Origin of the sequence: Geomonas subterranea, from assembly GCF_019063845.1 — a bacterium.
GTDB lineage: Bacteria > Desulfobacterota > Desulfuromonadia > Geobacterales > Geobacteraceae > Geomonas > Geomonas subterranea.
This window is the reverse complement of sequence record NZ_CP077683.1, coordinates 2,589,728-2,613,778: the sequence shown is the minus strand read 5'-3', so window position 1 is coordinate 2,613,778 and position 24,051 is coordinate 2,589,728. Positions and strand designations below refer to the sequence as shown.

Annotated in this window: 21 protein-coding genes; 12 read left to right on the top strand and 9 right to left on the bottom strand. The window is 63.5% G+C overall.

Annotated elements, in window-relative coordinates:
• Positions 1-65 precede the first annotated feature (65 nt).
• The 3 genes from KP001_RS11350 to KP001_RS11340 form a co-directional block, all read right to left on the bottom strand.
• Entirely contained in the window at positions 66-254 is a 189-nt protein-coding gene (locus KP001_RS11350) for a hypothetical protein (protein ID WP_217285757.1), read from the bottom strand.
• Positions 255-645: 391 nt separating this feature from the next.
• Positions 646-1,563, bottom strand: a complete 918-nt coding sequence (locus KP001_RS11345) for a universal stress protein (RefSeq protein WP_217285756.1) — start codon at positions 1,561-1,563, stop codon at positions 646-648.
• Between the two features lie 5 nt (positions 1,564-1,568).
• Positions 1,569-2,864 (bottom strand): Nramp family divalent metal transporter, encoded by a 1,296-nt coding sequence (locus KP001_RS11340; RefSeq protein WP_239027760.1) that lies wholly within the window; start codon positions 2,862-2,864, stop codon positions 1,569-1,571.
• A 252-nt stretch (positions 2,865-3,116) separates the two neighbouring features.
• Between KP001_RS11340 and KP001_RS11335 the strand changes: the two genes are divergently transcribed.
• Positions 3,117-4,721 carry a HEAT repeat domain-containing protein gene (locus tag KP001_RS11335; RefSeq protein ID WP_217285755.1) on the top strand — a complete coding sequence of 535 codons (1,605 nt, stop codon included), beginning with the start codon at positions 3,117-3,119 and terminating at the stop codon, positions 4,719-4,721.
• Complete coding sequence (locus KP001_RS11330; protein WP_217285754.1) at positions 4,714-6,084, top strand: HD-GYP domain-containing protein; 1,371 nt, start codon at positions 4,714-4,716, stop codon at positions 6,082-6,084. Before KP001_RS11335 ends, KP001_RS11330 begins: the two co-directional genes overlap by 8 nt.
• A 234-nt stretch (positions 6,085-6,318) precedes the next feature.
• Here the strand turns inward: KP001_RS11330 and KP001_RS11325 are convergent, their stop codons facing one another.
• Together KP001_RS11325 and KP001_RS11320 are read right to left on the bottom strand one after the other, a co-directional pair.
• Positions 6,319-6,693, bottom strand: coding sequence for a desulfoferrodoxin (locus tag KP001_RS11325; RefSeq protein WP_217285753.1), 375 nt, complete (start codon positions 6,691-6,693; stop codon positions 6,319-6,321).
• A 61-nt stretch (positions 6,694-6,754) separates the two neighbouring features.
• Positions 6,755-7,486, bottom strand: a complete 732-nt coding sequence (locus tag KP001_RS11320) for a DUF4350 domain-containing protein (protein WP_224960310.1) — start codon at positions 7,484-7,486, stop codon at positions 6,755-6,757.
• Between the two features lie 205 nt (positions 7,487-7,691).
• Here KP001_RS11320 and KP001_RS11315 point away from each other — a divergent pair, with 205 nt between their 5' ends.
• Together KP001_RS11315 and KP001_RS11310 are read left to right on the top strand one after the other, a co-directional pair.
• The gene (locus KP001_RS11315) at positions 7,692-7,982 is read left to right on the top strand and encodes a Dabb family protein (RefSeq protein ID WP_217285751.1); all 291 of its coding nucleotides are present in this window, start codon (positions 7,692-7,694) and stop codon (positions 7,980-7,982) included.
• 35 nt (positions 7,983-8,017) lie between these two features.
• Positions 8,018-8,509: a YchJ family protein gene (locus KP001_RS11310; RefSeq protein WP_217289596.1), complete on the top strand. Its 492-nt coding sequence runs from the start codon at positions 8,018-8,020 to the stop codon at positions 8,507-8,509.
• Between the two features lie 220 nt (positions 8,510-8,729).
• Here the strand turns inward: KP001_RS11310 and KP001_RS11305 are convergent, their stop codons facing one another.
• Entirely contained in the window at positions 8,730-10,013 is a 1,284-nt protein-coding gene (locus KP001_RS11305; RefSeq protein ID WP_217285750.1) for an O-acetylhomoserine aminocarboxypropyltransferase/cysteine synthase family protein, read from the bottom strand.
• Between the two features lie 180 nt (positions 10,014-10,193).
• Here KP001_RS11305 and KP001_RS11300 point away from each other — a divergent pair, with 180 nt between their 5' ends.
• The 6 genes from KP001_RS11300 to KP001_RS11275 all read left to right on the top strand — a co-directional run bounded on the left by KP001_RS11300 (position 10,194) and on the right by KP001_RS11275 (position 16,825).
• Positions 10,194-11,387, top strand: a complete 1,194-nt coding sequence (locus KP001_RS11300) for a pyridoxal phosphate-dependent aminotransferase (RefSeq protein ID WP_217285749.1) — start codon at positions 10,194-10,196, stop codon at positions 11,385-11,387.
• A gap of 11 nt (positions 11,388-11,398) precedes the next feature.
• Positions 11,399-12,772, top strand: coding sequence for a sigma-54-dependent transcriptional regulator (locus KP001_RS11295; RefSeq protein WP_217285748.1), 1,374 nt, complete (start codon positions 11,399-11,401; stop codon positions 12,770-12,772).
• 9 nt (positions 12,773-12,781) lie between these two features.
• The gene (locus tag KP001_RS11290) at positions 12,782-13,177 is read left to right on the top strand and encodes an FxsA family protein (RefSeq protein ID WP_217285747.1); all 396 of its coding nucleotides are present in this window, start codon (positions 12,782-12,784) and stop codon (positions 13,175-13,177) included.
• Positions 13,178-13,468: 291 nt separating this feature from the next.
• Positions 13,469-14,674: a methionine adenosyltransferase gene (locus KP001_RS11285; RefSeq protein ID WP_217285746.1), complete on the top strand. Its 1,206-nt coding sequence runs from the start codon at positions 13,469-13,471 to the stop codon at positions 14,672-14,674.
• A gap of 120 nt (positions 14,675-14,794) precedes the next feature.
• Complete coding sequence (locus tag KP001_RS11280; protein WP_217285745.1) at positions 14,795-15,295, top strand: chemotaxis protein CheX; 501 nt, start codon at positions 14,795-14,797, stop codon at positions 15,293-15,295.
• A gap of 213 nt (positions 15,296-15,508) precedes the next feature.
• Positions 15,509-16,825: a hemolysin family protein gene (locus KP001_RS11275; protein ID WP_217285744.1), complete on the top strand. Its 1,317-nt coding sequence runs from the start codon at positions 15,509-15,511 to the stop codon at positions 16,823-16,825.
• Positions 16,826-17,019: 194 nt separating this feature from the next.
• Here the strand turns inward: KP001_RS11275 and KP001_RS11270 are convergent, their stop codons facing one another.
• From KP001_RS11270 to KP001_RS11260, 3 genes are all read right to left on the bottom strand, one after another.
• Entirely contained in the window at positions 17,020-17,937 is a 918-nt protein-coding gene (locus tag KP001_RS11270; RefSeq protein ID WP_217285743.1) for a TerC family protein, read from the bottom strand.
• 12 nt (positions 17,938-17,949) lie between these two features.
• Positions 17,950-18,789 carry a zinc metalloprotease HtpX gene (htpX, locus tag KP001_RS11265; RefSeq protein WP_217285742.1) on the bottom strand — a complete coding sequence of 280 codons (840 nt, stop codon included), beginning with the start codon at positions 18,787-18,789 and terminating at the stop codon, positions 17,950-17,952.
• Positions 18,790-19,042: 253 nt separating this feature from the next.
• Positions 19,043-19,618, bottom strand: coding sequence for an ANTAR domain-containing response regulator (locus KP001_RS11260; protein ID WP_217285741.1), 576 nt, complete (start codon positions 19,616-19,618; stop codon positions 19,043-19,045).
• A 395-nt stretch (positions 19,619-20,013) separates the two neighbouring features.
• Between KP001_RS11260 and KP001_RS11255 the strand changes: the two genes are divergently transcribed.
• Positions 20,014-22,818, top strand: coding sequence for a PAS domain-containing hybrid sensor histidine kinase/response regulator (locus tag KP001_RS11255; RefSeq protein ID WP_217285740.1), 2,805 nt, complete (start codon positions 20,014-20,016; stop codon positions 22,816-22,818).
• A 2-nt stretch (positions 22,819-22,820) separates the two neighbouring features.
• A complete protein-coding gene (locus tag KP001_RS11250) occupies positions 22,821-23,957 on the top strand; it encodes a hybrid sensor histidine kinase/response regulator (RefSeq protein WP_217285739.1) in 1,137 nt (378 codons plus the stop codon).
• Positions 23,958-24,051 lie beyond the last annotated feature (94 nt).

The window sequence follows — 24,051 nt, the reverse complement described above, 5'->3', positions numbered from 1 at the left end:
CGCACCGGAATGGAAAAAGAGTGGGAAAGGCACGCGGCCTTTCCCACTTCTTGTTTATCTGCTCTTCAGTCCCCCAGCCACCCCGCCTCGGGGAGCTGTATCGGGTCGCACACCGCATCGATCTCCTTGGCCTTCGCGCCGCAGTTGCCGCATTCGACGGTGGGGTGCAGCGTGAGTTGGTGAACCTTGTCGATCTCCCCTCTCGCGGTAAGGGCGCAGATGTGCTCGCTGTGCCCTTCTTTGTTGCATGCCATGATGATCACCTCCCTGATGGAAAAGTCATAGCCACTGTGTCTCATTGACCTCACAGTGCCGGTAGAGTTGCAGCTACTTTATTCTACGCTTTTTTGATAGAATTGTTGTCACAGAAGAAGATAGCTGCTGTCAAAGGAGGTAAGCGATGCTTGGATCGAGATGCCCCAAATGCAACGGGAAAGGAAAAATCATGGCGGCTTCCCGTCAGTCAGGATACGACGTTGAGGAAGTTCCCTGCACCATGTGCAAGGGATCGGGACGGAAATAGAATTACGCGGTAAGAGAGACAGGATGAACGCCCGCCGTCACGGGCAACGAAAGAGGGGGAGGCCGTAACGGCCTCCCCCTTTGCTCGTTCTTTGGATGGTTATGTTGACCGTTGCCGCAGACTCAGTCGGCGGGGGAGGGCTCGGAGATGGGGACCAGGAGCAGGGGGCACCTGCTGCGGCTGCAGATGCCGTGGGCCACGCTGCCGGTCCAGAAGGCGGCCATGCCGGTCTTGCCGTGGGTCGGGAGCACCATGAGGTCTATCTTCGCCTCCTGGGCGGCCCGGGCGATAGTTTCGGCCGGGTCCCCCCTCAAGACGTGGGCCGAGGCGTGGATCCCTTCCCTGACCAGTTCCTGTACCACCCCGGCCAGGTGCTCGGAGGCGTCCCGCGCTTCCAGGTCGAGCATGCGCGCAACGGTCGCCGGCAGGGTGCGCGCCGTCACCTTCTCCTCGGGGGGGAGCGATTCGTAGGTGGGAATCACCGTGGTGATGTGCAGGTCGGCGTTGCAGATCCGCGCCACCGATTTCACCACCGGCAGCCCCTTTTCGTGCTCGGGATCGGTGTCGAGCGGCAGCAGGATCTGGCAGCAGCAAAATGGGGGGGGCTCCCCGTTTTCGTCGGGATGGGTGATCAGGACCGGCAGGGTCCCCCCGGCGATCACCTTCTGGGCGATGGAGCCAAAAAGGAGGTGGAACGCCTTGCCGCGCCCGTGCGAGCACATCACCACCAGGTCGTGGCCGAGCTCCGCGGCGTGGGCGACGATGCTCTCGGAGACCAGCGTGGTCTCGCTCTCGTGCACGTGGCATTCGACCTTGGGGATGCCTTGAAACCAGGTGCGCGCGACCTCCTGCAGGTACGCGTGCGCCTCTTGGGAACCGGTCAGGTGTTTCTGGCCGTGCACCTGGCTTGGGGCGTCCTTTTCCACCACGTGGAAGAGGGTTACCTGGGCGTCCAGCTTTTCCGCCATGAACCGGGCGGCGGGGAGGGCCGCCTCGGCGAGTTTCGATCCGTCCATCGGGACGAGGATGTGCTTGAACATGGTAATCATCCTGGGAAAAAGGTTGCGTAGATCAGGTAGACGTTGAGGGCGACGATCAGCGTTGCCGCAGCCCCGGCGCAGGCCGTGGTAGCCGTTTTGTTGACCAGGTCCCCCATCAGGTCGCGCCGGCGGGTGAAGAGCACCAGCGGGATGATGGCGAAGGGGAGCCCGAAGGAAAGCACCACCTGGCTGATCACCAGGGTCCGGGTCGGGTCGTACCCCATGGCGATGACGAACAGGGATGGGGCCATGGTGACCAGGCGCCTGATCCACGGCTTGATGTGGCGCTGGATGAACCCCTGCATGATCACCTGCCCCGCGCTGGTACCGACACTGCTGGAGGAGAGGCCGGAGAAGAGCAGCGAAACGCCGAAAATGAACTTCGCCGCCGGACCAAGGAGCGGCTCCAGGGTCCGGTACGCCTCCTCGATGGTGGCGACCGAGGTCTTGCCGGTGGCGTAGAAGGTGGACGCCGCCATGATGAGCATGGACATGTTCACGAAGCTCGCGATCCCCATGGCGATCACCACGTCCATGATCTCGTAGCGGTACAGGGTGCGCAGGCTCTTCCTGTCCTTCACCACGATCCTCCCCTGCATGAGCGACGAGTGCAGGAAGATGGCGTGGGGCATCACGGTGGCGCCGATGATGCCCGTGGCCAAAAGGACGCTTTCCCTGCCCGCGAAGGCGGGGCGTATCACGTGCCCTGCGATGTCGCCCCAGTCAGGGGCGGCGATGAAGATCTCGGCGACGTAGCAGAGGGCGATGACGGCGACCATGGCGGAGATCACCGCCTCGAGGGGCCTGAAGCCGAAGCGTTCCATCCCCAGGATGCCGAAGGTCGTCAGCGCGGTGAGCAGGGCTCCGGCCAGAAGCGGTATGCCGAACAGGAGCTGGAAGCCCAGGGCCGCCCCCATGAATTCCGCCAGGTCCGTGGCCATGGCCACCGCCTCCATGATGATCCACATGGTGATCGACACCGGCTTCGGGAACTGGTTGCGGCAGTGCTCGGCGAGATTCTGGCCGGTGGCGAGCCCAAGCTTTGCCGAGAGCGTCTGGATCAACATGGCGATAAGGTTGCTGGAGACGATCACCCAAAGGAGCAGGTAGCCGAACTGCGCACCCCCCTGGATGTTGGTGGCGAAATTGCCGGGATCGACGTAGGCGACGCTGGCGATGAAGGCGGGACCAAGGAAGGGGAAGACGCGGGCGAGTCTGGATTTTTTCGTTTCGCGCGACAGGGCCTCCAGGGCGGACTGGACGGTCCTTGAGTCAAGACTGCCGGTGCTGTTTTTAGGCAATGTCACCTCGCGGGAGGGGATGGGTGAAAACGTCACCTAATTCTATCCGCCATGACATCAAGAGCAACTGTCCGCTGACAAAAACATGCACAACCGGTATGCGCTGCGAAATGAGTTGGCAGCGGACCTTGGAGCATGGTAAAAGCGACGGTGAGATACTATAGCCGGGCGGTCATCTCGGCCGCTGTGAAATTGTTTGATAATTATCATTATATCGGCTAGAATCTGGCGTCCTATCAACGGGAATGGAAAATGCCGGAAAACCAACAAAATCTATTTCAAGAAGGTGAAGATCTCGGCGCCGCCTGCCAGAAAGCACTCGCCGAAACCTCGAAGGCATTGAAGGCCTTTTCCTTCTATCCCGACAATCATCCCCTGCGTTCGCAGATACTCAATTCCGCTTATCAGGCTGTCTCAGCCATGGTCCGCCACGGCAGCGTCACCCTCATCGTTCAGCGCGGCGGCTTCGCCATCGCCGGTCAGAAGGAGGCCATCGAAAGCAACCCGATGACCAAGGCACTGGCCCAGGAACTCTTCACGCGCGAACTGCAACGCCTCACCTTTCTCCCCGAGTTGTCCCTGGCCGATCTCTCCGCCCTTCTTTCCGCGCTGGCCGTGTCGCCGCAGAAGATCGCGGAGGAAGGCGGCGTGGCAGGGATGCTGGCCCGAAACGGCGTCTCCGCCGTGATGGTGAACCAGATCGATGTGACGGCGGTGTACACCAAGAAATCGGCGGGGCAGGCCGATGATGAGACCGGGGACGGCGCCGAGGTGCCGGAGGAGGCCCCGCCCGAGCCCGCCCAGGCGCAGGGAAGCGTGGCCGGGCAGGCGGCCGAGCCGGGGCTCGACCAGATCTTGGCTGCCCTGGCCGCCGAGACCGATGACGAACGTTACCGGCAGCTGGCGCGGCTGCTGCTGAAAAAGGCCCTGCCGCTCAAGCTCGAGGGGAACTACGACCGGCTCTACGTGGTGCTGACGCGCCTGGTGGAAGAGCAGGCGGACCCGGCCAGGAGCGCGGCCTGCCGCGAAACCGCGCACACGGTACTGCAGCAACTGAGCCTGGGGGATATGGCCGAGCACCTTTTGGACCACCTGGAGGATGTCGACTTCCCCGACAAGGAGGGGATCTGCCGCATGCTCCGGCTGGCCGGTGCCGAGGTGGTGGACGCCGTGATCCGGCGCCTGACGGTGACCGGCAGCAGGTCCGCCCGCAAGGCGTTCGGCACCGCCCTGGTCCGCATCGGGGCACAGGCGCAGCCCAAGCTGCTCACCCTGCTCAAGGACGGCAGGGCTCAGGTGGTGCAGATGGCGGTGGCCATCCTGGCCGAGGTTGGCACCCGGGATGCGGTCAAGGGGCTGGTGGTGACCGTCTATCACCCGGACGGGCGGGTGCGCACGGAGAGCATCCGGGCGCTGGCGCGGATCGGGGGGATGGAGGCCACCAACGTCCTGCTCTCCCTGGTGCAGGAGGGGGATGAGGCGACCGCGCTGCAGGCGATCGCCTGGCTGGGGAACTGCAGGAACCAGGGCGCGCTCGAACCCCTGCTCCGGCTGGCCGGGAAGCGCGACCTGAGGGGAAAGCTGCACGTGCTGCAGCTGGAGGCGCTGCGGGCCATAGGACGCATCGGGGACCGGCGTGCCCTGGGGGCGCTGGTCAAGCTGGTCCGCAGGCGCTGCCTGGTCGGTACGACCCGCCGCCGCGAGCACAAGCTCGCCGCCATCGAGGCGATCGCCGCCCTGGGAGGGGACCAGGCGCGGGCCTTCCTGCAGGGGTACGCCTCGGGGAGGGGCGAGCTGGCCGACCCCGCCGCGGCAGCGTTACAGTCGATGGCGCAGAGGGAACCGGGGCATGAGTGAGATCACCAAGCAGGATGTGCAGCGCGCGGCGATGCTCTTCACCGCTTCCATAAAGTCGGTGCTGCTCTATCCCCTGGCCCACCCGGCGGTGCGGCAGCCCCTGCAGGAACTGGTCGGGCTGATGGGCGAGATGATGGGGGAGCGGCACGAACTGCACCTTGGCGTGGTGGAAGGTACCTTCTTCATCGAAGGGTGCCTGTTGGTCACCCCCAACGCCGCCGTGGTGGAGCTGGTAGATCGCCTGCTGCAAAAAGGGGTGGACGCCGTCACCATCTACGCCGGCGTCACACCCGACGACCTCTTCGGTTTCGCTGCCCTGCTGGCGAACCGGCAGGTCGGTCCGGAGACGTTCGCCGCCGAGCTGGAACGAAAGGGAATCAGCAACGTCCGCCTGGGCATCGACGAGCTGGTCGCCGGCGAGGGGGAGGGGCACAAGGAAGCCATTCTCCCGGCCGCCATCTACCGTGACGCGCTCAAGGCCGTGCGCGACACCATGCGCGAGATCGACAACGGCAGGATCCCCAGCGGCGATTGGATCAACGGCGTGGTCGAGAACATGGTGTCCGTCACCATGGAGGAGCCGACCACCCTCCTTGGCCTGGCCATGATCAAGGACTACGACAACTACACCTTCAGCCATTCGGTCAACGTCGGCATCCTGGCGCTCACCTTGGCCGCGTTTCTGGGTCTGGAGAAGGAGGCGCTGCACGAGATCAACACCGCCGGTCTTTTGCACGACATCGGCAAGACCAGGATCGCCAAGACCATCCTGAACAGCCCCGGCAAGCTCTCGGACACCGAGTTCAAGGAGATGAAGCGCCACGCCGAGGAGGGGTCGGAGATCGTCAAGAAGATGAAGAACATCCCTCCGGCGGTGGCGGAAGCGGTGCTCGGGCACCACATCCGCCATGACCGCACCGGCTACCCGGAGTGGGCGCGGGAGATGCAGTTCGGCCTTTACACCGAGATCGTCTCCGTGGCCGACTGCTACGACGCCATCACCACGCTGCGCACCTACCAGAGGCCGACCCTTCCCAAGGAGGCGATGGAGATCATGCACCGCCTGGGGGGCTCTTCGCTGAACGCCGACCTGGTGGAGAAGTTCGAGGCGATGATGGGGGAATATCCGGTGGGGAGCCTGGTGCGCCTGGACACCAACGAGATCGGGGTGGTGCTGAAGCCGCATCCGATGGAGTGCGCGGAGCCGTCGGTGAAGATCCTGATCGGCGCGCGGGGCGAGACGCTGGAAACGCCACGGCTGGTGAGCCTCGCCGAAGAGGGGGGAGGGCGCTACGCGACCATCATCGCCCCGGTGGATCCGCTCCTGAAAAACATCAACCTGGCCACCCACCTCCTCGCCTGAACCGTTTCCGGCTCTCCCTCTCCCGCGCGACGGGATGGGGCAGGGGGGGACTGCCAGCAGCGCACATGTGGCACCTTCCCCCACCCCTAACCCCCTCCCGCGAGGGGAGGGGGACAACGCTGGGGCAGGGGGGATAACGCTGGGGGGGGATTCGACTTTTCCCGGATGCAACGAAAAAAGGGGGGACGGCGCAAGCCGTCCCCCCTTCTCACATCCGTGCCTCGTGCCGGCGTCCTAGGCGGACCACTGGCCGTGCAGGTTGCAGTACTCGCGGACCTTGACGTCGGCTGCGCTGACCGGGAAGGTCGCTTCCGGTGCCTGGCCCGGCTGGAGCTGCGCGCGGTAGACCTTGCCGTCGGCGATCACTTCGATCCACTCGATGTAGTGGGCGCTCTCCATCGGGTGCGGGATGCTCCCCACCTTGACGGTGATGGTCCCCTCGCCGCGCTCGACGACCGGTACGTGCTTCTCCTTGGACGCGTCCACCGTGTTTTCCTTCTGCAGTTTCATCTCCTCGCCGCAGCAGACCAGTTGGCCACCGCCTGCGTGGAACACCTCGACTATATTGCCGCACATCTCGCACTTGTAGATTTCCAGAGCCTGAGCCATCTAATCCCTCCTTTTTTTGTTGGTTGGTATGTACCGCTGTTCTTTGGTTGGTTTGGGGTGGCTATTTGAGCCAGGCGGCGAGGTTCGCCGCGAGAATCCTGTTGTTTCCTTCCAGGAACTTGTTCTGGAAAATGGCGTCGTCGCCGAAGACGAGGAAGGACCCTTTCCCGATGGTGCCGGCCACGACGATGCCGAAGGAGGCGGTTTCCTCCTTGGCCTGCTTCTGGTCCTGGTCCACGTCGATCCACGCCTGGAAGCCGGTGGCCGCGATGACCGCGGCGCTGTCGGTCTGGTTGATCAGTCCCCACGCGCCGTTGACGCTGAAATCCTTGAGATCCCGGAACAGCGGGTGCTCCTTCAGCCTGGTGACCCGGAACCTGAGCAGGTCGCCGTCGATCACGTTCTCGCGCTCCTGGACCACTCCCATGGTGTGGCTGACCTGCAGCCGGTTCAGAAGTGGCGCCACCGGGGGGGCTATGTGGAGCATCACCGCCACGTGGCCGCCGTTGGCGATGAACCGCGCCACGGCCTCGATTTCGTTGGGGTGCAGCGGGGCGAAGGCGCCGCTGATGATCAGGGCGCGTGCCCCGGCCAGGGTGGCGTCCGAGAGCGGCTGGTCCACGGTGTCCACCTCGAGCCCCGCCTCCTGGAAAAGCCCCGCCAGCCCGGAGAGTTGCAGCGGCCCCTGCTCCTTCACCTGAAAGCGCTCGCCGTGCCCGTTGTCGAAGAGGACCTTGCCCGCGGCCATGGCGGGAGCGGTCATCATTAGGAACGCCAGTACAATTATACTCATGAATCTCAAAGCGCCAGTCATTTAATCCTCCATTGCATTAAAATTTAAAAGAGACCTTTTTGATCCTGTTGGTCCTTATAACAGCATTGTTCCGGCCGCGCAACAACTTTTTTCTCTCAACGGGACTGCCACCGTTGACAGGGGGGCGGGCCACGATGTATTACAGGTATCCGGAGAACGACATTACTGATTCTGGGGGCTACACATGATCGTGCATATAGTGCTTTTCAAGCTCAAAGAGGCCACCGCAGAGAACGTCGAGGCCGCGCGCCAGCGTCTTCTGAGCATGGACGGCAAGGTCGAGTTGCTGCGCCATCTCGAGGTCGGGGTTGACCTGATCCGTTCCGAGCGCTCCGCGGACATCGCGCTGTACACCAAGTTCGACTCCCTGGAGGACCTGCAGGCCTACCAGGTGCACCCGTACCACGCCAACGAAGTGGCCGCCTACATGAGGAGCGTATGCGCTTCGGTGGTCGCCGCGGATTACGAAGTCTGATCCAAGCAACATACATTGAGCAAGAGGAGGAGTAACTGATGGAGCTGTGTGCCTGTGGCAGCGGCGTGGCTTACGCCGAATGCTGCCGCCCCGTCATCAAAGGGGAGCGCCGCGCTGAGACGGCCGAGGCGCTGATGCGCGCGCGTTACGCCGCGTACGCCAACGTCGAGACCGAGTTCATACTGGAGAGTACCCACCCCAAGCACCGCGAGGGGTACGACGCCGAGGGGACCCGCGAGTGGGCCGAGAAGTCCGACTGGCAGGGACTGGAGATCGTCTCCACCAAGGATGGCGGCAAGGATGACACCACCGGTGAGGTGGAGTTCATCGCCCGCTGGAAGGAGCAGGGGCAGGACCGTGTGCACCACGAGCGCGCCCTGTTCAAGAAGGAGAAGGAGAAGTGGCTGTTCACCGACGGCAAGCCGGTGACCCAGCAGCCGATCATGAGGACCTCTCCGAAGATCGGGCGCAACGATCCCTGCAGCTGCGGCAGCGGCATGAAGTACAAGAAGTGTTGCGGCAAGTAAAGCAGGTAGAAAACCGCAGCGGCAAGAATCGCTGAGGCGGGAATAGGAAAGGGGCGAGTGGAAAAATCCACTCGCCCCTTCTTTTTGCTACTGACCGCTTGTGCCGGCGCCCTCATCCGCCCCTTCGGGGCACCTTCTCCCGGTGGGAGAAGGGCAGCCAATACCCTCGCCCTCCGGGAGAGGGTGGCCGCAGGCCGGGTGAGGGCCTTTCACCTTCCCCCTACTTCTGGCTGGCCAAAAGCGCCTGGTTCACGTCCTCGATCAGGTCGTCGATATGTTCGATCCCCACCGAGAGCCGGATCAGGTCCGGCGACACGCCGGAAGCGATCTGCTGCTCCTCGGAAAGCTGGCGGTGCGTGGTGCTGGCCGGGTGCAGCACGCAGCTCCTGGCGTCGCCCACGTGCACGACGAGCGCTACCAGCTGGCAGCTCTCCATGAACTTCTTGCCCGCCTCGGCGCCCCCCTTGATGCCGAAGGTGAGCACGCCGCTCGCCCCCTTGGGGAGGTACTTCTGCGCCCGCGCGTAGCTCTTGTGGCTCTCAAGCCCCGGGTAGCTCACCCAGGAGACCGCCTCGTGCTTCTCGAGGAACTTCGCCATGGCGAGGGCGTTCTCCGAGTGGCGCTGCATCCGAAGCGGCAGCGTCTCCAGCCCCAGGTTGAACAGGAAGGCGTTCATGGGCGCCGGGCAGGGGCCGATGTCGCGCATGAGCTGCACGCGCGCCTTGACGATGTAGGCGAGCTTCCCGAAGGTCTTCAGGTACTGCAGCCCGTGGTAGCTTTCATCAGGCTCGGTCATCTCCGGGTACTTCCCGTTGCCCCAGTCGAAGTTGCCGCTGTCGACGATGACGCCCCCCACGCTGGTCGCGTGCCCGTCGATGTACTTCGTCGCCGAGTGGATCACGATGTCGGCGCCGTGCTCGAGCGGGCGGCACAGGTACGGGGTCGGGAAGGTGTTGTCTATGATGAGGGGCACCTGCATCTTCTTCGCGATGCGGGAGAACTTGTCGAAATCGAGGATGTTGAGCCCGGGGTTGCCGATGGTCTCGCCGAAGAGGCAGCGGGTCTCGGGACGGAAGGCCGCGACGATGGTCGCATCGTCCGCCTCGGGGTCCACGAACGTCACTTCGATCCCCATTTTAGGGAAGGTGTTGGCGAACAGCGAGTAGGTGCCGCCGTACAGGGTGCTGGCGGCGACCACGTGCTGTCCCGCTCGGCAGATGTTCATGACGGCGAGGGTGGAGGCCGCCTGGCCGCTGGAGGTCGCCATGGCCGCGATTCCCCCCTCCATGGCGGCGATCTTCATTTCGAATCCTTCCGCCGTCGGGTTGGAAAGCCGGGTGTAGAAATGCCCCCCGACCTCGAGGTCGAACAGCTTGGCCACGTGCTCCGCGCTGGAAAACTTGAAGGTCGTGCTTTGATAGATGGGCAGGATGCGCGGGTCTCCGTCCTTGGGGGTGAAGCCCTCCTGGATCGCCTGGGTTTCGATGCGCCAATTCTTCTTCATGGTTCCCTCCTTCGTGAGTCGTATAGCAAGGTAAGGCGCGTACTATAGCAGATTGTCTCGGCTCTTGCAGGGAAATATTAGAATGGCGCTCCGGTAGCCTGATCCGGGGGGGGAATACGCCTTGCCCCGCTTCCGGTAATGTGCTAATAAAACTGGTCACCAAAACCAAGGAGGGGATGCATGCCCGTCGCAGATAAGATCGCCGGATTTATTGCGAAATCGTCGTGGATCAGGAAGATGTTCGAGGAGGGGGAGAAGCTCAGGAAGGAGTTCGGCGCCGACAAGGTCTACGACTTCACCCTGGGGAACCCCGACGTCGAGCCTCCTGCCGCGTTCCAGGACGAGTTCCTGAAGCTCGCCAAGCAACCGGTCCCGGGGATGCACCGCTACATGAACAACGCCGGCTACCAGGAGACCAGGAACGCCGTGGCGCGCATGCTCTCCGCCGCCTCCGATCTCCCGGTGCAGGGAAGCCAGGTGGTGATGACCTGCGGCGCCGGCGGGGCCCTCAACGTGGTGCTGAAGACCATTCTCAATGCGGGCGACGAGGTGATCCTCCTGACCCCGTTCTTCGTGGAGTACCGTTTTTACATCGACAACCACGGCGGCGTCCCCGTCGAGGTCTGGACCGACCGCGAGACCTTCCAGCTCGACATTCCGGCCATCGCGGCGGCCGTCACCGCGAAGACCCGCGCCATCATCATCTGCTCCCCCAACAACCCGACCGGCGTCATCTACCCGGCCGAAAGCCTCAAGGCCCTGGGTGACATGATCGCCGCGAAGGAAGAGGACCTGGGGAGGCAGATCCTGGTCATCTCCGACGAGCCGTACGCCCGCATCGCCTACGACGGCAAGAGCGTCCCCAACATCTTCCGCTACGTCCAGAACTCGGTGATCGTGACCTCCCATTCCAAGGACCTGGCGCTTCCCGGCGAGCGCATCGGCTACCTGGCGGCGAGCCCCAGGATGAAGAACGTGGACCAGTTCATGGAGGGGGCGGTGTTCTCCAACCGCGTGCTCGGTTTCGTGAACGCGCCGGCCCTGATGCAGCGCCTGGTGGCCGGGCTGCAGCACGTCTCGGTCGATATCGAGGCCTACCGCGTCAAGCGCGACCTGCTCTACGATTCCCTCACCGCCATGGGCTTTTCCATGGTGAAGCCTGACGGCGCCTTCTACCTCTTCCCGAAATCGCCGCTTGCCGACGACGTGGAGTTCGTGAAGATGGCGCAGAAGCACCGCATCCTCCTGGTGCCGGGCGCCGGTTTCGGCGCCCCCGGCTTCTTCCGCATCGCCTACTGCGTCGACCAGGGGATGATCGAGAGGAGCATTCCGGCCTGGCGCGAGCTGGCCAAAGAGGCGGGGCTGCCCGGATAGAAGGGACCACCATGACCGAGACCATTCTGATAGTCGATGACGAGGAGGGTATCCGCTCCTCCCTGGCCGGCATCCTCGAGGACGAGGGGTACCGCACCGTCTGCGCCGCCGACGGCGCCGAGGCGCTCGCGCTGGTCCAAAAGGAGCTCCCCGGGCTCGTGCTCCTGGACATCTGGATGCCCAGGATGGACGGCATCGAGACGCTCAAGCGCCTGAAGGAGCAACACCCGGCCTTGAACGTCATCATGATGAGCGGCCACGGCACCATCGAGACCGCGGTGAAATCGACCAAGCTTGGGGCCTACGACTTCATCGAGAAACCGCTCTCCCTGGAGAAGGTGGTGGTCACCGTCGAGAACGCGCTCTCCATGAACCGGCTGAAGGAGGAGAACGCGGCCCTGCGGGGGCAGGTGCAGCAGGGGCACGAGATGATCGGCAACTCGGCCGCCATGCAGCAGCTGGCCGAGCAGATCCGGCTGGTCGCCCCCACCAACGCCTCGGTCCTCATCACCGGCGAGAACGGCACCGGCAAGGAGCTGGTGGCCCGCTCGGTCCACTACCACAGCCAGCGCCGGGACAAGCCCTTCATCGAGATCAACTGCGCCGCGATCCCCGAGGAGCTGATCGAGAGCGAGCTCTTCGGCCACGAGCGGGGCGCCTTCACCGGCGCCGTGGCCCAGAAGAAGGGGAAGTTCGACCTGGCCGACGGCGGCACCCTGTTCCTCGACGAGATCGGGGACATGTCGCTCAAGACCCAGGCCAAGGTGCTGCGCATCCTGCAGGAGAAGAAGTTCGAGCGGGTGGGGGGGACGAGGACGCTCGAGGTGGACGTCCGCATCGTCGCCGCCACCAACAAGCTCCTCGAGGAGGAGATCAAGAACGGCACCTTCCGCGAGGACCTCTACTACCGCCTCAACGTGGTCCCCTTCAAGGTGCCGCCGCTTCGCGAGCGCCGCGAGGACATCCCGCTTCTGGCCGGCTACTTCCTGGACGCCTTCTGCGACCAGGAGGGGCGCGAGCACAAACGCATCGTCCCCGAGGCGATGGATTCGCTCAAGCGCTACGACTGGCCCGGCAACGTGCGCGAGTTGAAGAACATCGTGGAGCGGCTGGTGATCATGACCCCCGGCGGCACCATCACCATGAACCACCTCCCGGAGGACTTCGTCTCGGCCGGCGGCCGGGAGGGTGGCGGCGGGAAGCTGGACAGCGTGCTGGAGCTCTCGAGCCTCAGGGAGGCGCGCGAGGAGTTCGAGCGCGAGTTCATCATGCAGAAGCTCGAGGAGAACGACTGGAACGTCTCGAAGACCGCGGAGGCGATCGAACTGGAGCGGAGCAACCTGCACCGCAAGATCAAGAGCTACGGCATCGACATGAAGAAGTAGCGGGGCGCCATGTTCTTCAGACTGTTCCTCATCTTACTGATCGTGCCGGTCATCGAGATCTACCTGATCATCAAGGTCGGGCAGGTGATCGGCGGGGTGGCCACGGTATCCATCCTGCTGCTGATGAGCCTTTCGGGCGCCTGGCTGATCCGCCATCAGGGGGGGAGGGTGCTTACCCAGATCCGCGGCGAACTCTCCCAGGGGAGGCTCCCCGCCGCGCAGCTTCTGGACGGCGCCCTCATCTTCGTGGGGGGCGTCCTCCTCACCACCCCCGGCTTCTTCACCGATTTCCTCGGCATCTTCTTCCTGGTTCCGGCCACCAGGCGCTTTATCAAGCTCTGGCTCGGCCTGTGGCTGCAGAACAAAATCTCCCGCGGCGGCTTCATGGTGCGCCGCCACTTCTAACCCCGTTACGCCAACATCCGTTCCCATCCCGCTCACAATAGAACCCTTTCCAACTACCCCCCTCACCCTCCGGGAGAGGGTGCCCGCAGGGCGGGTGAGGGAGCTGCCACGTAGTGAGAGCGGTGCCAATTGCTGCGCCCTCACCCCTACCCCTCTCCCAAGGGGAGAGGGAGTGCTGATGCGGTAACGGACTACTGCCCGCTCCAATTGCGCCTCCACCTTTTTCGGCTACTATTTTCCGGTGCCGCGCGGCCGCGTCCTGCGGGCCCGTCGCGGGGAAAGGGGAAGACGATGCTGGTAGTGGAAGAGTTTAACGGCAACCAGGTAACGAAACAGCGGGTCGAGATGGTGGAGCGCAAGGGGACCGGCCACCCGGACCAGATCTGCGACTGCATCATGGACTCCATCTCCGTCGCTCTCTCCCAGGCCTACCTCTCCGAGTTCGGCACCATCCTCCATCACAACATCGACAAGGGACTCCTTGCCGCCGGCCGCGTCGAGAGGCGCTTCGGCGGCGGCGAGGTGCTCGAGCCGATGGAGCTCACCATAGGCGACCGGGCCACCTTCAACCTCGCGGGTAAGGAGATCCCGGTGCACGACATCGTGGTCGGCGCGGCCAAAAAGTGGATCTCCGGCAACCTGCGCCACGTGGACCCGGAGCGCCACGTGAGCTACCGCCTCAAGCTCGCACCCGGATCGCAGGAACTTACCGGTATCTTCTCCCGTCCCGGTGCGGTCAGGGGGGCCAACGATACCTCCGCCGCCGTCGGCTATTACCCCCTGAGCCCGACCGAGCGGGCGGTGCTCACCCTGGAACGGGAGCTGAACAGCGAACGCTTCAAGACCCTCTTCCCGGAGACCGGCGAGGACGTGAAGGTCATGGGGCTGAGAAACGGCGCTCAGCTGGACCTCACCGTGGCCATGCCCCTTCTCGCGGAACGGATCCGCTCCGAGCGGGAGTACTTCGAGAGAAAGCACGCCATCGAGACCGAGATGCGGCACTTCCTGGAAAGGGGCTGCCGCGGCTTCGAGCGCGCCCGGGTGCACTACAACACGCTGGACGAGGCGGGGTGCGGCCTGTCCGGGGTGTACCTCTCGCTCCTTGGCACCTCCGCCGAGGACGCCGATTCCGGCCAGGTCGGGCGGGGCAACCGGGTCAACGGCCTCATCCCCATCGCCCGCGCCATCGGTACCGAGGCCGCCGCCGGAAAGAACCCCGTAAGCCATGTCGGAAAGATCTACAACGTGCTGTCGCACCGGATGGCGCGGGAGATCTGCAAATCGGTGGCGGGCGTGCAGGGGGCGTACGTCATGCTCCTGAGCCGCATCGGCGACCCGGTGGACCGGCCACAGATGGCCTACGCCCAGCTCGTCATGGACCCCGGGCGCAGCGTCGCCGAGGTGGAGGCAGAGGTGCGGGAGGTCATGCAACGGCAATTCTCCGCAATTGCCGGGTTCTGCCTCGATCTCGCCCGGGGCGCCTACCAGGTTTGTTGAAAATCGCTAAAGGAGCGGCACCTTCGTGCCGAATGCATTTATACGCATCTTTATCGACCTGCTTTTCTTGTCAGGGGCTGGACCACGCTACCTAATCGATGCGCGCGAGGAGGACGGAACATGGGGCTTGATGCAGCGGTGCTCAGCGAGGCCAACACCACCGAGGAAGAGGTGAGAAAAACCATTGCCGACATCACCAAGGGGGTCTTTTCCACCATGGTGATGCTGGACGTGGTCGACGAGCCCCCCCTGGAGGAGCCGGTCTTGAACTTCCACGAAACGGTGACCAGCATGGTCGGTCTGGCCGGGAGCCACTCCGGCATCCTCGCCATCCATTGCCCCAAGAAACTGGCGCTCCTGGTCACCTCCAACATGCTGGGGATGGACGTCACCGAGGTCGACGATGATGTCAACGATGCCATGGGCGAGATCGCCAACATGGTGGGAGGGGACGTGAAGCACATCTTCTCCCCCAAGGGTGCCGACATCAACCTCTCCATTCCCACCGTCATCTACGGCAACGACTACGCCCTGGAGAGCATCTCCAGCGCGGAATCCCTGGTGATGCCCTTTGTTTGCGGCGAGGAGCGTTTCCTGCTCTCGTTCAAAATCGGCAAGTAGCTCCCTTCTCCGAAGCTTTCCCCCTGTCGGCGGCCACCTCAGCGGTGGCCGCTTTTTTGTTGCTCCCGTTTTGCAGCCGGACCGCACGTGATTGTGCAGGTTTAGTCGACACAAAAGGTTGACAAGATGCCGGTTAGCGTTGAAAATGAGCAACTGTTGAACTTTGGCGCCCGTGGAGCGACTGCGGGCGGCCATGTACTAACCGGAGGGTAATTGGACACCGTCTTTGTCGAACTGCTGGTCATCGCCGTCCTCATTCTGCTGAACGGATTTTTTTCCTGCGCCGAATTCGCCATCATTTCCATTCGCAAAAGCAGGGTCGCCCAACTGGTGGCCATGGGCGACCAACGGGCCGCGCTGGTGGAGTCGCTGCAAAACGACCCGCACCGCCTCTTGGCCATCGTGCAGATCGGGGTCACGGTAGTCGGCTCGACCGCCTCGGCGGTGGGCGGTGTCATCGCCGTGGACTACATCCGCCCCGTGCTGCAGGTCTCCTCCATCGCCATGATCCGCAACGCCGCCGAACCGCTCGCCATCGGCATCGTGGTCAGCGCCATCTCCTACCTGCAACTGATCCTCGGCGAGCTGGTTCCGAAGACGGCGGGTTTACAGTACGCCGAACCGGTCGCACTGCGGGTGGTGAAGGCCATCACCTTCCTGGCCCGGGTGGCGGGGGTGCTGGTGTCGTTTCTCAGCTTCTCCACAAAGTTCACCCTGGCCCTGTTCGGATTGAAGGGTGAGGGGAAGGCCTTCATGACCCGCGAGGAGGTGCAGCACATCGTGGCCGAGGGGCATGAGAGCGGCATCTTCAGCGAAACCGAGCATACCTTCATCGACAACCTCTTCGACTTCACCCACACGGCGGTGCGCGAGGTGATGGTGCCGCGCACCCGCGTGGTCGCCTTCGACCTCAACCTCTCCAACGAGGAGATCCTGAACGGGGTGCTGGACAACATGTACTCCCGCTACCCGGTCTACCTGGGGAGCATCGAGGAGACCGTCGGATTCATCCACGGCAAAGACCTGTTGGGGCGCATGGTGCGTGAGCCCGACTTCGACATCCGTTCCATCGTGCGCCCGCCGGTTTTCGTACCCGAGGGGAAAAAGGTGAGCGAGCTTTTGAAGGAGATGCAGAAGACCAGGGTGCACATGGCGTTCGTCGTGGACGAGTACGGCAGCATCAGCGGCATCGTGACCACGGAGGACCTGCTCGAGGAGCTGGTGGGCGAGATAGAGGACGAGCATGACGTCGGGGAACCGAGCCGGGTGCAGGTGCTGGCGGACGGGAGTTTCCTGGTCGACGCCCTGATTTCCATCTCGGACCTCGAGGACCTGCTGGAGTTGGACCTGGGGGAGGATCTTCCCTATGACACGCTGGCGGGGCTCATCCTGAACCGGATCGGGCGCTTTCCGGAGCAGGGGGAGACGGTTGAGTTGGGCGAGTACCAGCTTACCTGCGAGGAAGTGACCCGCACCGGCATCACGCAGGTGCGGATCGTGAAGAGAGAGGACGAGCGAGACAAGGCTTAAGAGAGATCAAGACACGGATGGAACCTTCCGCCAGTTTCCCTCTCCCTCCCGGAGAGGGTGCCCGACGGGGGGGTAGGACTCTGCCAGTGGCTGTCACGCAGCCCTGGCCATTCCTTCACTCCGCCCACTCCCCCGGGAGGTGAGGGCGTATCCGGCCGGAGATCATGCCGCATGAGGTCCTGATGTCGCCTGCCTCACCTGTGCTTCCCGGCCACGAAGATCGAGGTGAGGATGGAGATGGTCAGCGCGCCCAGGATCACGCCCAGGGAAAGCTGCAGCGGTATCTCCACCAGGTTCGACAGGAGCATCTTGCCGCCGACGAACACGAGGATCACCGACACGCCCAGCTTCAGGTGGACGAACATCTCCATGACGTGGGCCAGCAGGTAGTACAGCGACCGCAGCCCCATGATGGCGAAGACGTTGGAGCTGTACACGATGAACGGGTCGTGGGTGACGGCGAGCACTGCGGGAATGGAATCGACCGCGAAGATGAGGTCGCTCGATTCGACCACGATGAGGGTCAGGAAAAGGGGGGTCGCGGCCCAGATACCGCGCCTCTTGATGAAGAAGTGGTCGCCGCGCGCCCTCTTGGTGATGGGGATGAAGCGGCGGGCCAGCCGCACCAGCGGGTTATGCTCCGGCTGTATCTCCTCGTCCCCTCCGAAGGCCATCTTGTACCCCGTGTAGATCAGCACCGCCCCGAAGACGTACACCATCCAGTGGAAACGCTCGATCAGCTCTATCCCCACCACGATGAAGATGCCGCGCAGCACCAGCGCCCCGATGATCCCCCACTTCAGTATCTTGGGCTGGTGCGCCCGGGCCACCTTGAAGTACGAGAAGATCATGATGAAGACGAACAGGTTGTCGACGGAAAGCGACTCCTCGATGATGTAACCGGTGAAGAATTCCAGCGCCTTGGCGGAACCAAGGAAATACCAGACACCGACGTTGAACGCCATGGCCAGCCCGACCCACACCAAGGTCCAGGCCAGCGCCTCACGGAACCGTATCTCGTGGCTCTTCCTGTTGAACACGAAGAGGTCCAGGATGAACATCACGGCGATGATCCCCGCGAAGGCGATCCACATCATCTCTCTATTGGTCAAAACTACCTCCAGTCAATGCCCCATCTGCTCAAGCCGGGCGATACGCTCCTCCATCGGGGGGTGCGTGGAAAAAAGCTTCATCAGCATCCCCGCGCTGAGCGGGTTCACGATGAACATGTGCGCCGTCGCCGGCCTCGCCTCATACATGGGGAGGGCCCGGGACGCCTGGTCCAGCTTCCTTAGCGCGTTGGCCAGGGAGAGCGGCTTGCCGCACAGCCTCGCGCCGCTTTCGTCGGCCAGGTACTCGCGGCTCCTGGAGACGGCGAGCTGGATCAGCATGGCTGCGATGGGCGCGATGATGGCGAGCGCCAGGCCGCCCCAGCCCCCCCCTTCCTCGTCGTCGCTGCGGCTGCCGAAGATGGCGGCCCACTGCACCATGTTCGCCAGCATCGAGATTGCGCCGGCGATGGTGGCGGCGATGGTGGAAATGAGGATGTCCCGGTTGGCGACATGGCTTAACTCGTGCGCCATCACCCCCTCCATCTCCTCCGGGGTGAGTATGCGCAGGATCCCTTCCGTCGCTGCGACTGCCGCGTGATCGGGGTTTCTGCCGGTGGCGAAGGCGTTGGGGCTCTCCGACGGGATGATGTAGACCCTGGGCATCGGCAGCCCCCCTTGGACGGCGAGCCTTCTGATCATGCCGTAGAAGGCGGGGTTCTCCGCCTCGGTGATCTCCTGGGCCCCGTACATGCGCAGCACGATTTTGTCGGAGAACCAGTAGGAGAAGAGGTTCATGGCGCAGGCCATGAAGAAGGCGAAGTACATGCCGCCCCGGCCGCCGATGGCGCCTCCAAGAGCCACCATGATCAGCGTGAGCGTGGTGAGCAGGACCGCTGTTTTGAATCGGTTCATGACGTACCTCCTTGCCCGGTCGCGTGGTCAAATAAAAAGACCTTTACCCAGGCGCACGTGCACTGGATAAAGGTCTTGCCTGCTCTGACAGGATTGTCATGCCCCATGTCCGGGCCTCGTCGGCCGTCTTGACGAACACGGGTCGGTTGCGGTGCCAACCGTTGGCTACTCCCCTTTACCAACGTGAAATATAGGTAACGAAGACACCGGTGTCAACCGTTTCTTTTCCCTCCCGGGGCGGGGGGGACGAGTCTCAACCGGCGATGCTCTCGGTGAGCAGGATCGCGTCGGCCAGCTGCCGCATCGAGATCCTGCGGTCCATGGCGAGCCGCTGCATCCTGCGGAAAGCCTCGGCCTCGGAGAGCTTGTCGCGCTCCATGAGCCGCCCCTTTGCCTTCTCGATCACCTTCCTGCTTTCGATACTCTCCTTGAGCGAGCAGACTTCCTCCTTGAGCCGTTCCACCCGCCGCGCCGCGGAGATGGAAAGGACCAGGGCCGCGACCAGCTCCTCCTCCCGGACCGGTTTGGCCAGGACGGTGGAGACCTCCGACTCTCCCCAGGTCTGCACATCCTCCAGGTCGCGGCTTTCCGCGATCACGACGATCGGGAGGCTCAGCTTGTTCCAGAGTTTTTTGACCGTACCGACGATCTCCTGGTCGCCGCCGCGGAATTCGATCACAGCCACCTCCGGATGGTTGGCCAGAGACTCGCTCAACAGCTCGCCCGAACTCCCGTACGCTAATATTTCAGCAAAACCACGCTCCCTCAGCCTGTTTTTTAGGCTCTGAAGGAGCTCCTCGTCGCGAATGTACAGGACCGCTTTTCCCATGAATTTCACCCCCTTTACGACGATTGGAACTGCCCGGACGGACAGTTTGACAGGTAAAAAGCACAGAGCGTTCCAAAAACGTCCTGACCAGGCATGATCTTCTGCCACATCTGTCCAAATCCCCTCTCCCTCCGGGAGAGGGCCAGGGTGAGGGCGTTGCCAAGGCCAAAATAACTGCAGCTGGCAGAGCCCTCACCCGCCCGTTGGGCCCCCTCCCGGGGGGAGAGGGGCTGTGCATAGTTTCCGGCAGTTTTTCGTCAATTTCATTAATGTTTTTCGGCAGGGAGCCGATAATCTCGCTATGCCCCCGCAAAGGGCGGGGTGACCGCTGCATCTCCCATGTAAAAACGTGGCGGCAGCGTGATCAGGTCCCCCCAGGCAGCCAAAGGAGTTCCATGTTTTCCTCCGCCAGATCAGCCGCGACCCATAGCAGAAGCACGCTGGTGCTGGGCATCTGCGCGTGCCTGCTGCTGGTCGTGTTCGCAGCGGTTTGTCGGCCGCAGGCGGGGCCGGCGGGAGCCCTGGCCATGGTCTTCGTGGGAGGGCTTCATGCCCTGCGCCTCAAGTGGCGCCGGCAGTCCGAAGATGAGCTTCGGCGCAGCGAGGAGCAGTTGCGCATCTCCCAGCGCATCGCCCATATCGGGAGTTGGGACTGGGACGTCGCCAGCGGCCGGCTTGATTGCTCGGAGGAACTTTGCCGCATCCTCGCCATCCCCTTGGAGCAGGCGCCGCGCAGCTTCGCGGGCTTGCTTGCACTGCTCCCGGAACCGGCACGGGAGACGGTGGCGGCCGCAGCCGAAAGAGCGCTCTCCGGCGATGATTCCTACACCGTGGAATATTCCCTGGTACATCCCGACGGGAGCGAGCGTTACCTCTCGGAGGTCGGGGAGGTTTTTCGCAACTACTCCGGGACGCCGCTTCGGGTGGTCTGCGTGGTGCATGACATCACCGAGCGCAAGGAGGCGGAGCGCGCCCTGTTCTTCGAGAAACGCTACCGCGGGCTGATCGAGAACCTGCCTCAGCGCATATTCCTCAAGGACTGCAACCTGGTCTACCTCTCCTGCAACTCGAGCTTTGCCCGCGCGTTGGGGGTCGAGCCTGCGGATGTCTTCGGCAAGACCGATTACGATCTGTTCGAGGCACCCCTGGCCCGCAAGCGCCAGGAGGAGGACATGAGGGTGATGGCGGCGGGGAGTGCCGTCGAGCGGGACGAACAGCGCGAAAGGGACGGCAAGTGGGTCAGCAAGGCCCTCATCCCGCTCAAGGACGAACAGGCCCGGGTATACGCCCTGCTCGGCGTTCTCACCGACATCACCTTCAGGAAGAAGGCCGAGGAACGGCTGAGGGAGAGCGAGGAGCGCTTCCGCAACACCTTCGAGCAGGCCGCCGTCGGGATCTGCCACATCGCCTTGAGCGACATACTGATCCGGATCAACCTGCGCTTTTGCGACATACTCGGTTACAGCCAGGAGGAGCTGCTCGGGTGGACCCTGGAGCAGACCATCCACCCGGACGACCGCGCCGCCGAGCAGGGGCAGCTCTCCCGGCTGGTCAACCGGGAGATCGACAACTACAGCATCGAGATCCGCCAGATAAGAAAGGACGGTTCCCTGGTGTGGGTGAACCTCACCAAGTCCCTCGTCTGCGGCCCCAACGGGGAGCCCAAGTACCTGATCGGGGTGATAGAAGACGTGACCGCGAAGCGCGAGGCCCTGGACCTGCGCCGCGAACGCGACCTGGTGCAGGCGGCGAGCCGCGCGAAGAGCGAGTTCCTGGCCAACATGGGACACGAGATCAGGACTCCCATGAACGCGGTGATGGGGTTGAGCCGCCTGGCCCTGAAGACCGAACTCATGCCCAAGCAGCGCGAATACCTGGAGAAGATCTGCTCCGCCAGCCGGACCCTCCTCAACATCATCAACGACATCCTCGACTTCTCCAAGATAGAGGCGGGAAAGCTGGAGCTGGAGAAGACCGAGTTGAGCCTGCAGGAGGTGCTGGGCAACATCTCGGATATGCACCACCTGAAGGCGCAGGAGAAGGGGGTGGACTTCAAGCTGCGGCTCGCCCCGGAACTCCCGAGGAAACTCCTGGGTGACCCGCTGCGTCTCACCCAGGTGCTGAACAACCTCATCGGCAACGCGCTCAAGTTCACCAGCCGCGGAGAGGTGGTGGTTACGGTGAAGCCGGTCGGGCAGGAAGAGGGCGTGGTAAGGGTGAACTTCTGCGTCCAGGACACCGGCATCGGCATAACGCCCGAGCAGATGGAAAAGATCTTCACCCCCTTCACCCAGGCCGACAGCTCCACCACGCGCCAGTACGGCGGTACCGGACTCGGGCTCTCCATCAGCCGGCAGCTGGTCGAACTGATGGGAGGTGAGCTTGAGGTGCACAGCATTCCCGGCACGGGGAGCAGTTTCATCTTCACGGTCGGGTTCGCCATTGCGGCAGCCGGCAAGCCGGCCGCCGGGCCGCGGGAAGAGGAGCTGCGCAACCTGAGGCTGCTGGTGCTGGACGGGAATCCGGCGGCCGTCGAGGGGATCGCGGAGATGTTGCAGGGGCTCCCCATAGAGCTTCGCGCGGTCCCCACTTTCGCAGCGGCCTGCGAGGCGCTCAAGGAGCCGTCGCCTCACGGCCACGTTCCGTTCGACATGGTGGTCATCGATGGCGCAACAGCCGGAGAAGAGGGGCTCGAAGAGCTTTCCCGCAACATCTCGACCCGGTACCAAAAGGGGGTCCCGGTCCTGGCGACGGTGCCTTCGGAGCAGTTGGAGGCGGTGCGCCAATTGGGTGATGAGTGGGGCTTGAGCGCGGTCTACGCGGCTCCGGTGCGCCCTTCACTGTTGGTCGACGGCATGATCCGGGCCCTGGCCCGGACGGTCGCGCATCAGGCTAACCCGGCACCGGCCGCAGCCGCGGCGGCGCACCCGGCGCGGCCGGTGCGGTCCGCACCCCAAGGACCCTTCCTGCCCGACCGTTTCGCCGCCGAGAAGGCGAAGCTCGAACGCCTGCTGGCGAGGAACAGTCTGGACGCCAAGCGGCAGTTCGAGCAGTTCTGCAGGCAGGTGCCGCGCGGCAGCTTCACCGGGGAACTGCAGGCCCTCCAGGCCTGCCTGGAAAAATTAGACTTCAGAAAGGCACGTCAGCTGCTGGCGATTTTCCCGGCAGTGCAGGAGCCCCATCCGGATACCAGGGAGTAGCCATGAAACGCCAGACGGTTATGATAGTCGACGACACCCCCGCCAACATCGAGATCCTGAGCGAAAGCCTTGGGGACGACTACGAACTCTTCTTCGCCACCAGCGGGCTGGACGCGCTGGAACTGATCCGCGCCGACAAGCCCGACCTGATCCTGCTGGACATCATGATGCCGGGCATGGACGGGTTCGAGCTGTGCGGGATATTGAAGGGAGATCCCTCCACGCGCGACATCCCCATCATCTTCGTCACCGCGATGATCGAGGAGGAGCAGGAGATCAAGGGGCTCGAGCTGGGGGCGATCGACTACCTCACCAAGCCGATCAGCCCGCACATCGTCCGGGCGAGGGTGAAGAACCACCTCGAGCTGAAGCGCTACCGCGATCTCCTGGAGACGCTGGCGAGCGCGGCCGACCGCGCCAAGAAGGAATTCCTGCGCAGCGTAAGCCACGAACTGCGCACGCCGCTCACCCCGATCATCGGCATGACCGACTTCGTGCTCAACCAGGAGGAGGATGACAACAAGCGCAAATACCTGGGAATGGTGCAGAAATCAGCCGTGAGATTGCTGGGGATCGTGGAGGATCTCATCGAGACCAGCCGGCTTGAAGGGGAGGGGGGCGCTCCGGAGAACGCCGCGTTTCACCTGAAAACCTTCCTGGACATGGTGCTCATGGAGGCCCGGGCCCTGGCTGATGGCAAGGGGCTCGATCTCAACGTGCGCATCGACCCGATGCTGCCGGAAGTGGTGGTTACTGACCAGGGGATGCTGCACAAGGTGCTGACCATGCTTTTGGGCAACGCGGTCAAATTCACCCCCTCGGGCGCGGTGGGGCTGGAGGCGCGCCTGCAGGAGGTCGCCGGGGAGCAGATGCTGCAGTTTTCCGTTACCGATACCGGCGTCGGGATCGACGAGGCCGACCTCGAGCGCATCTTCAGCGACTTCACCCAGTCCGACGGCTCGATCACCCGCTCGTATCCCGGGCTCGGGCTCGGGCTCACCCTGGCGCGGCGCATGACCGAGTTGATGGACGGCGGCATCTGGGCCGAGAACCTCCCCGGCGGCGGCTCGGTTTTCCAGCTGCAGATCCCGCTGGTGCTCCCCCAGGACGACGCGTCAGACTCCGTCTGTGGCTCATGAGCCGACGGCTCCTAAATCCCTTGACCTGATCGCCCCGGTCGCGTACGCTTTTGCGGGCGGTGACGGAAATGAAAGTGGTTTCTGTGCAAGCACC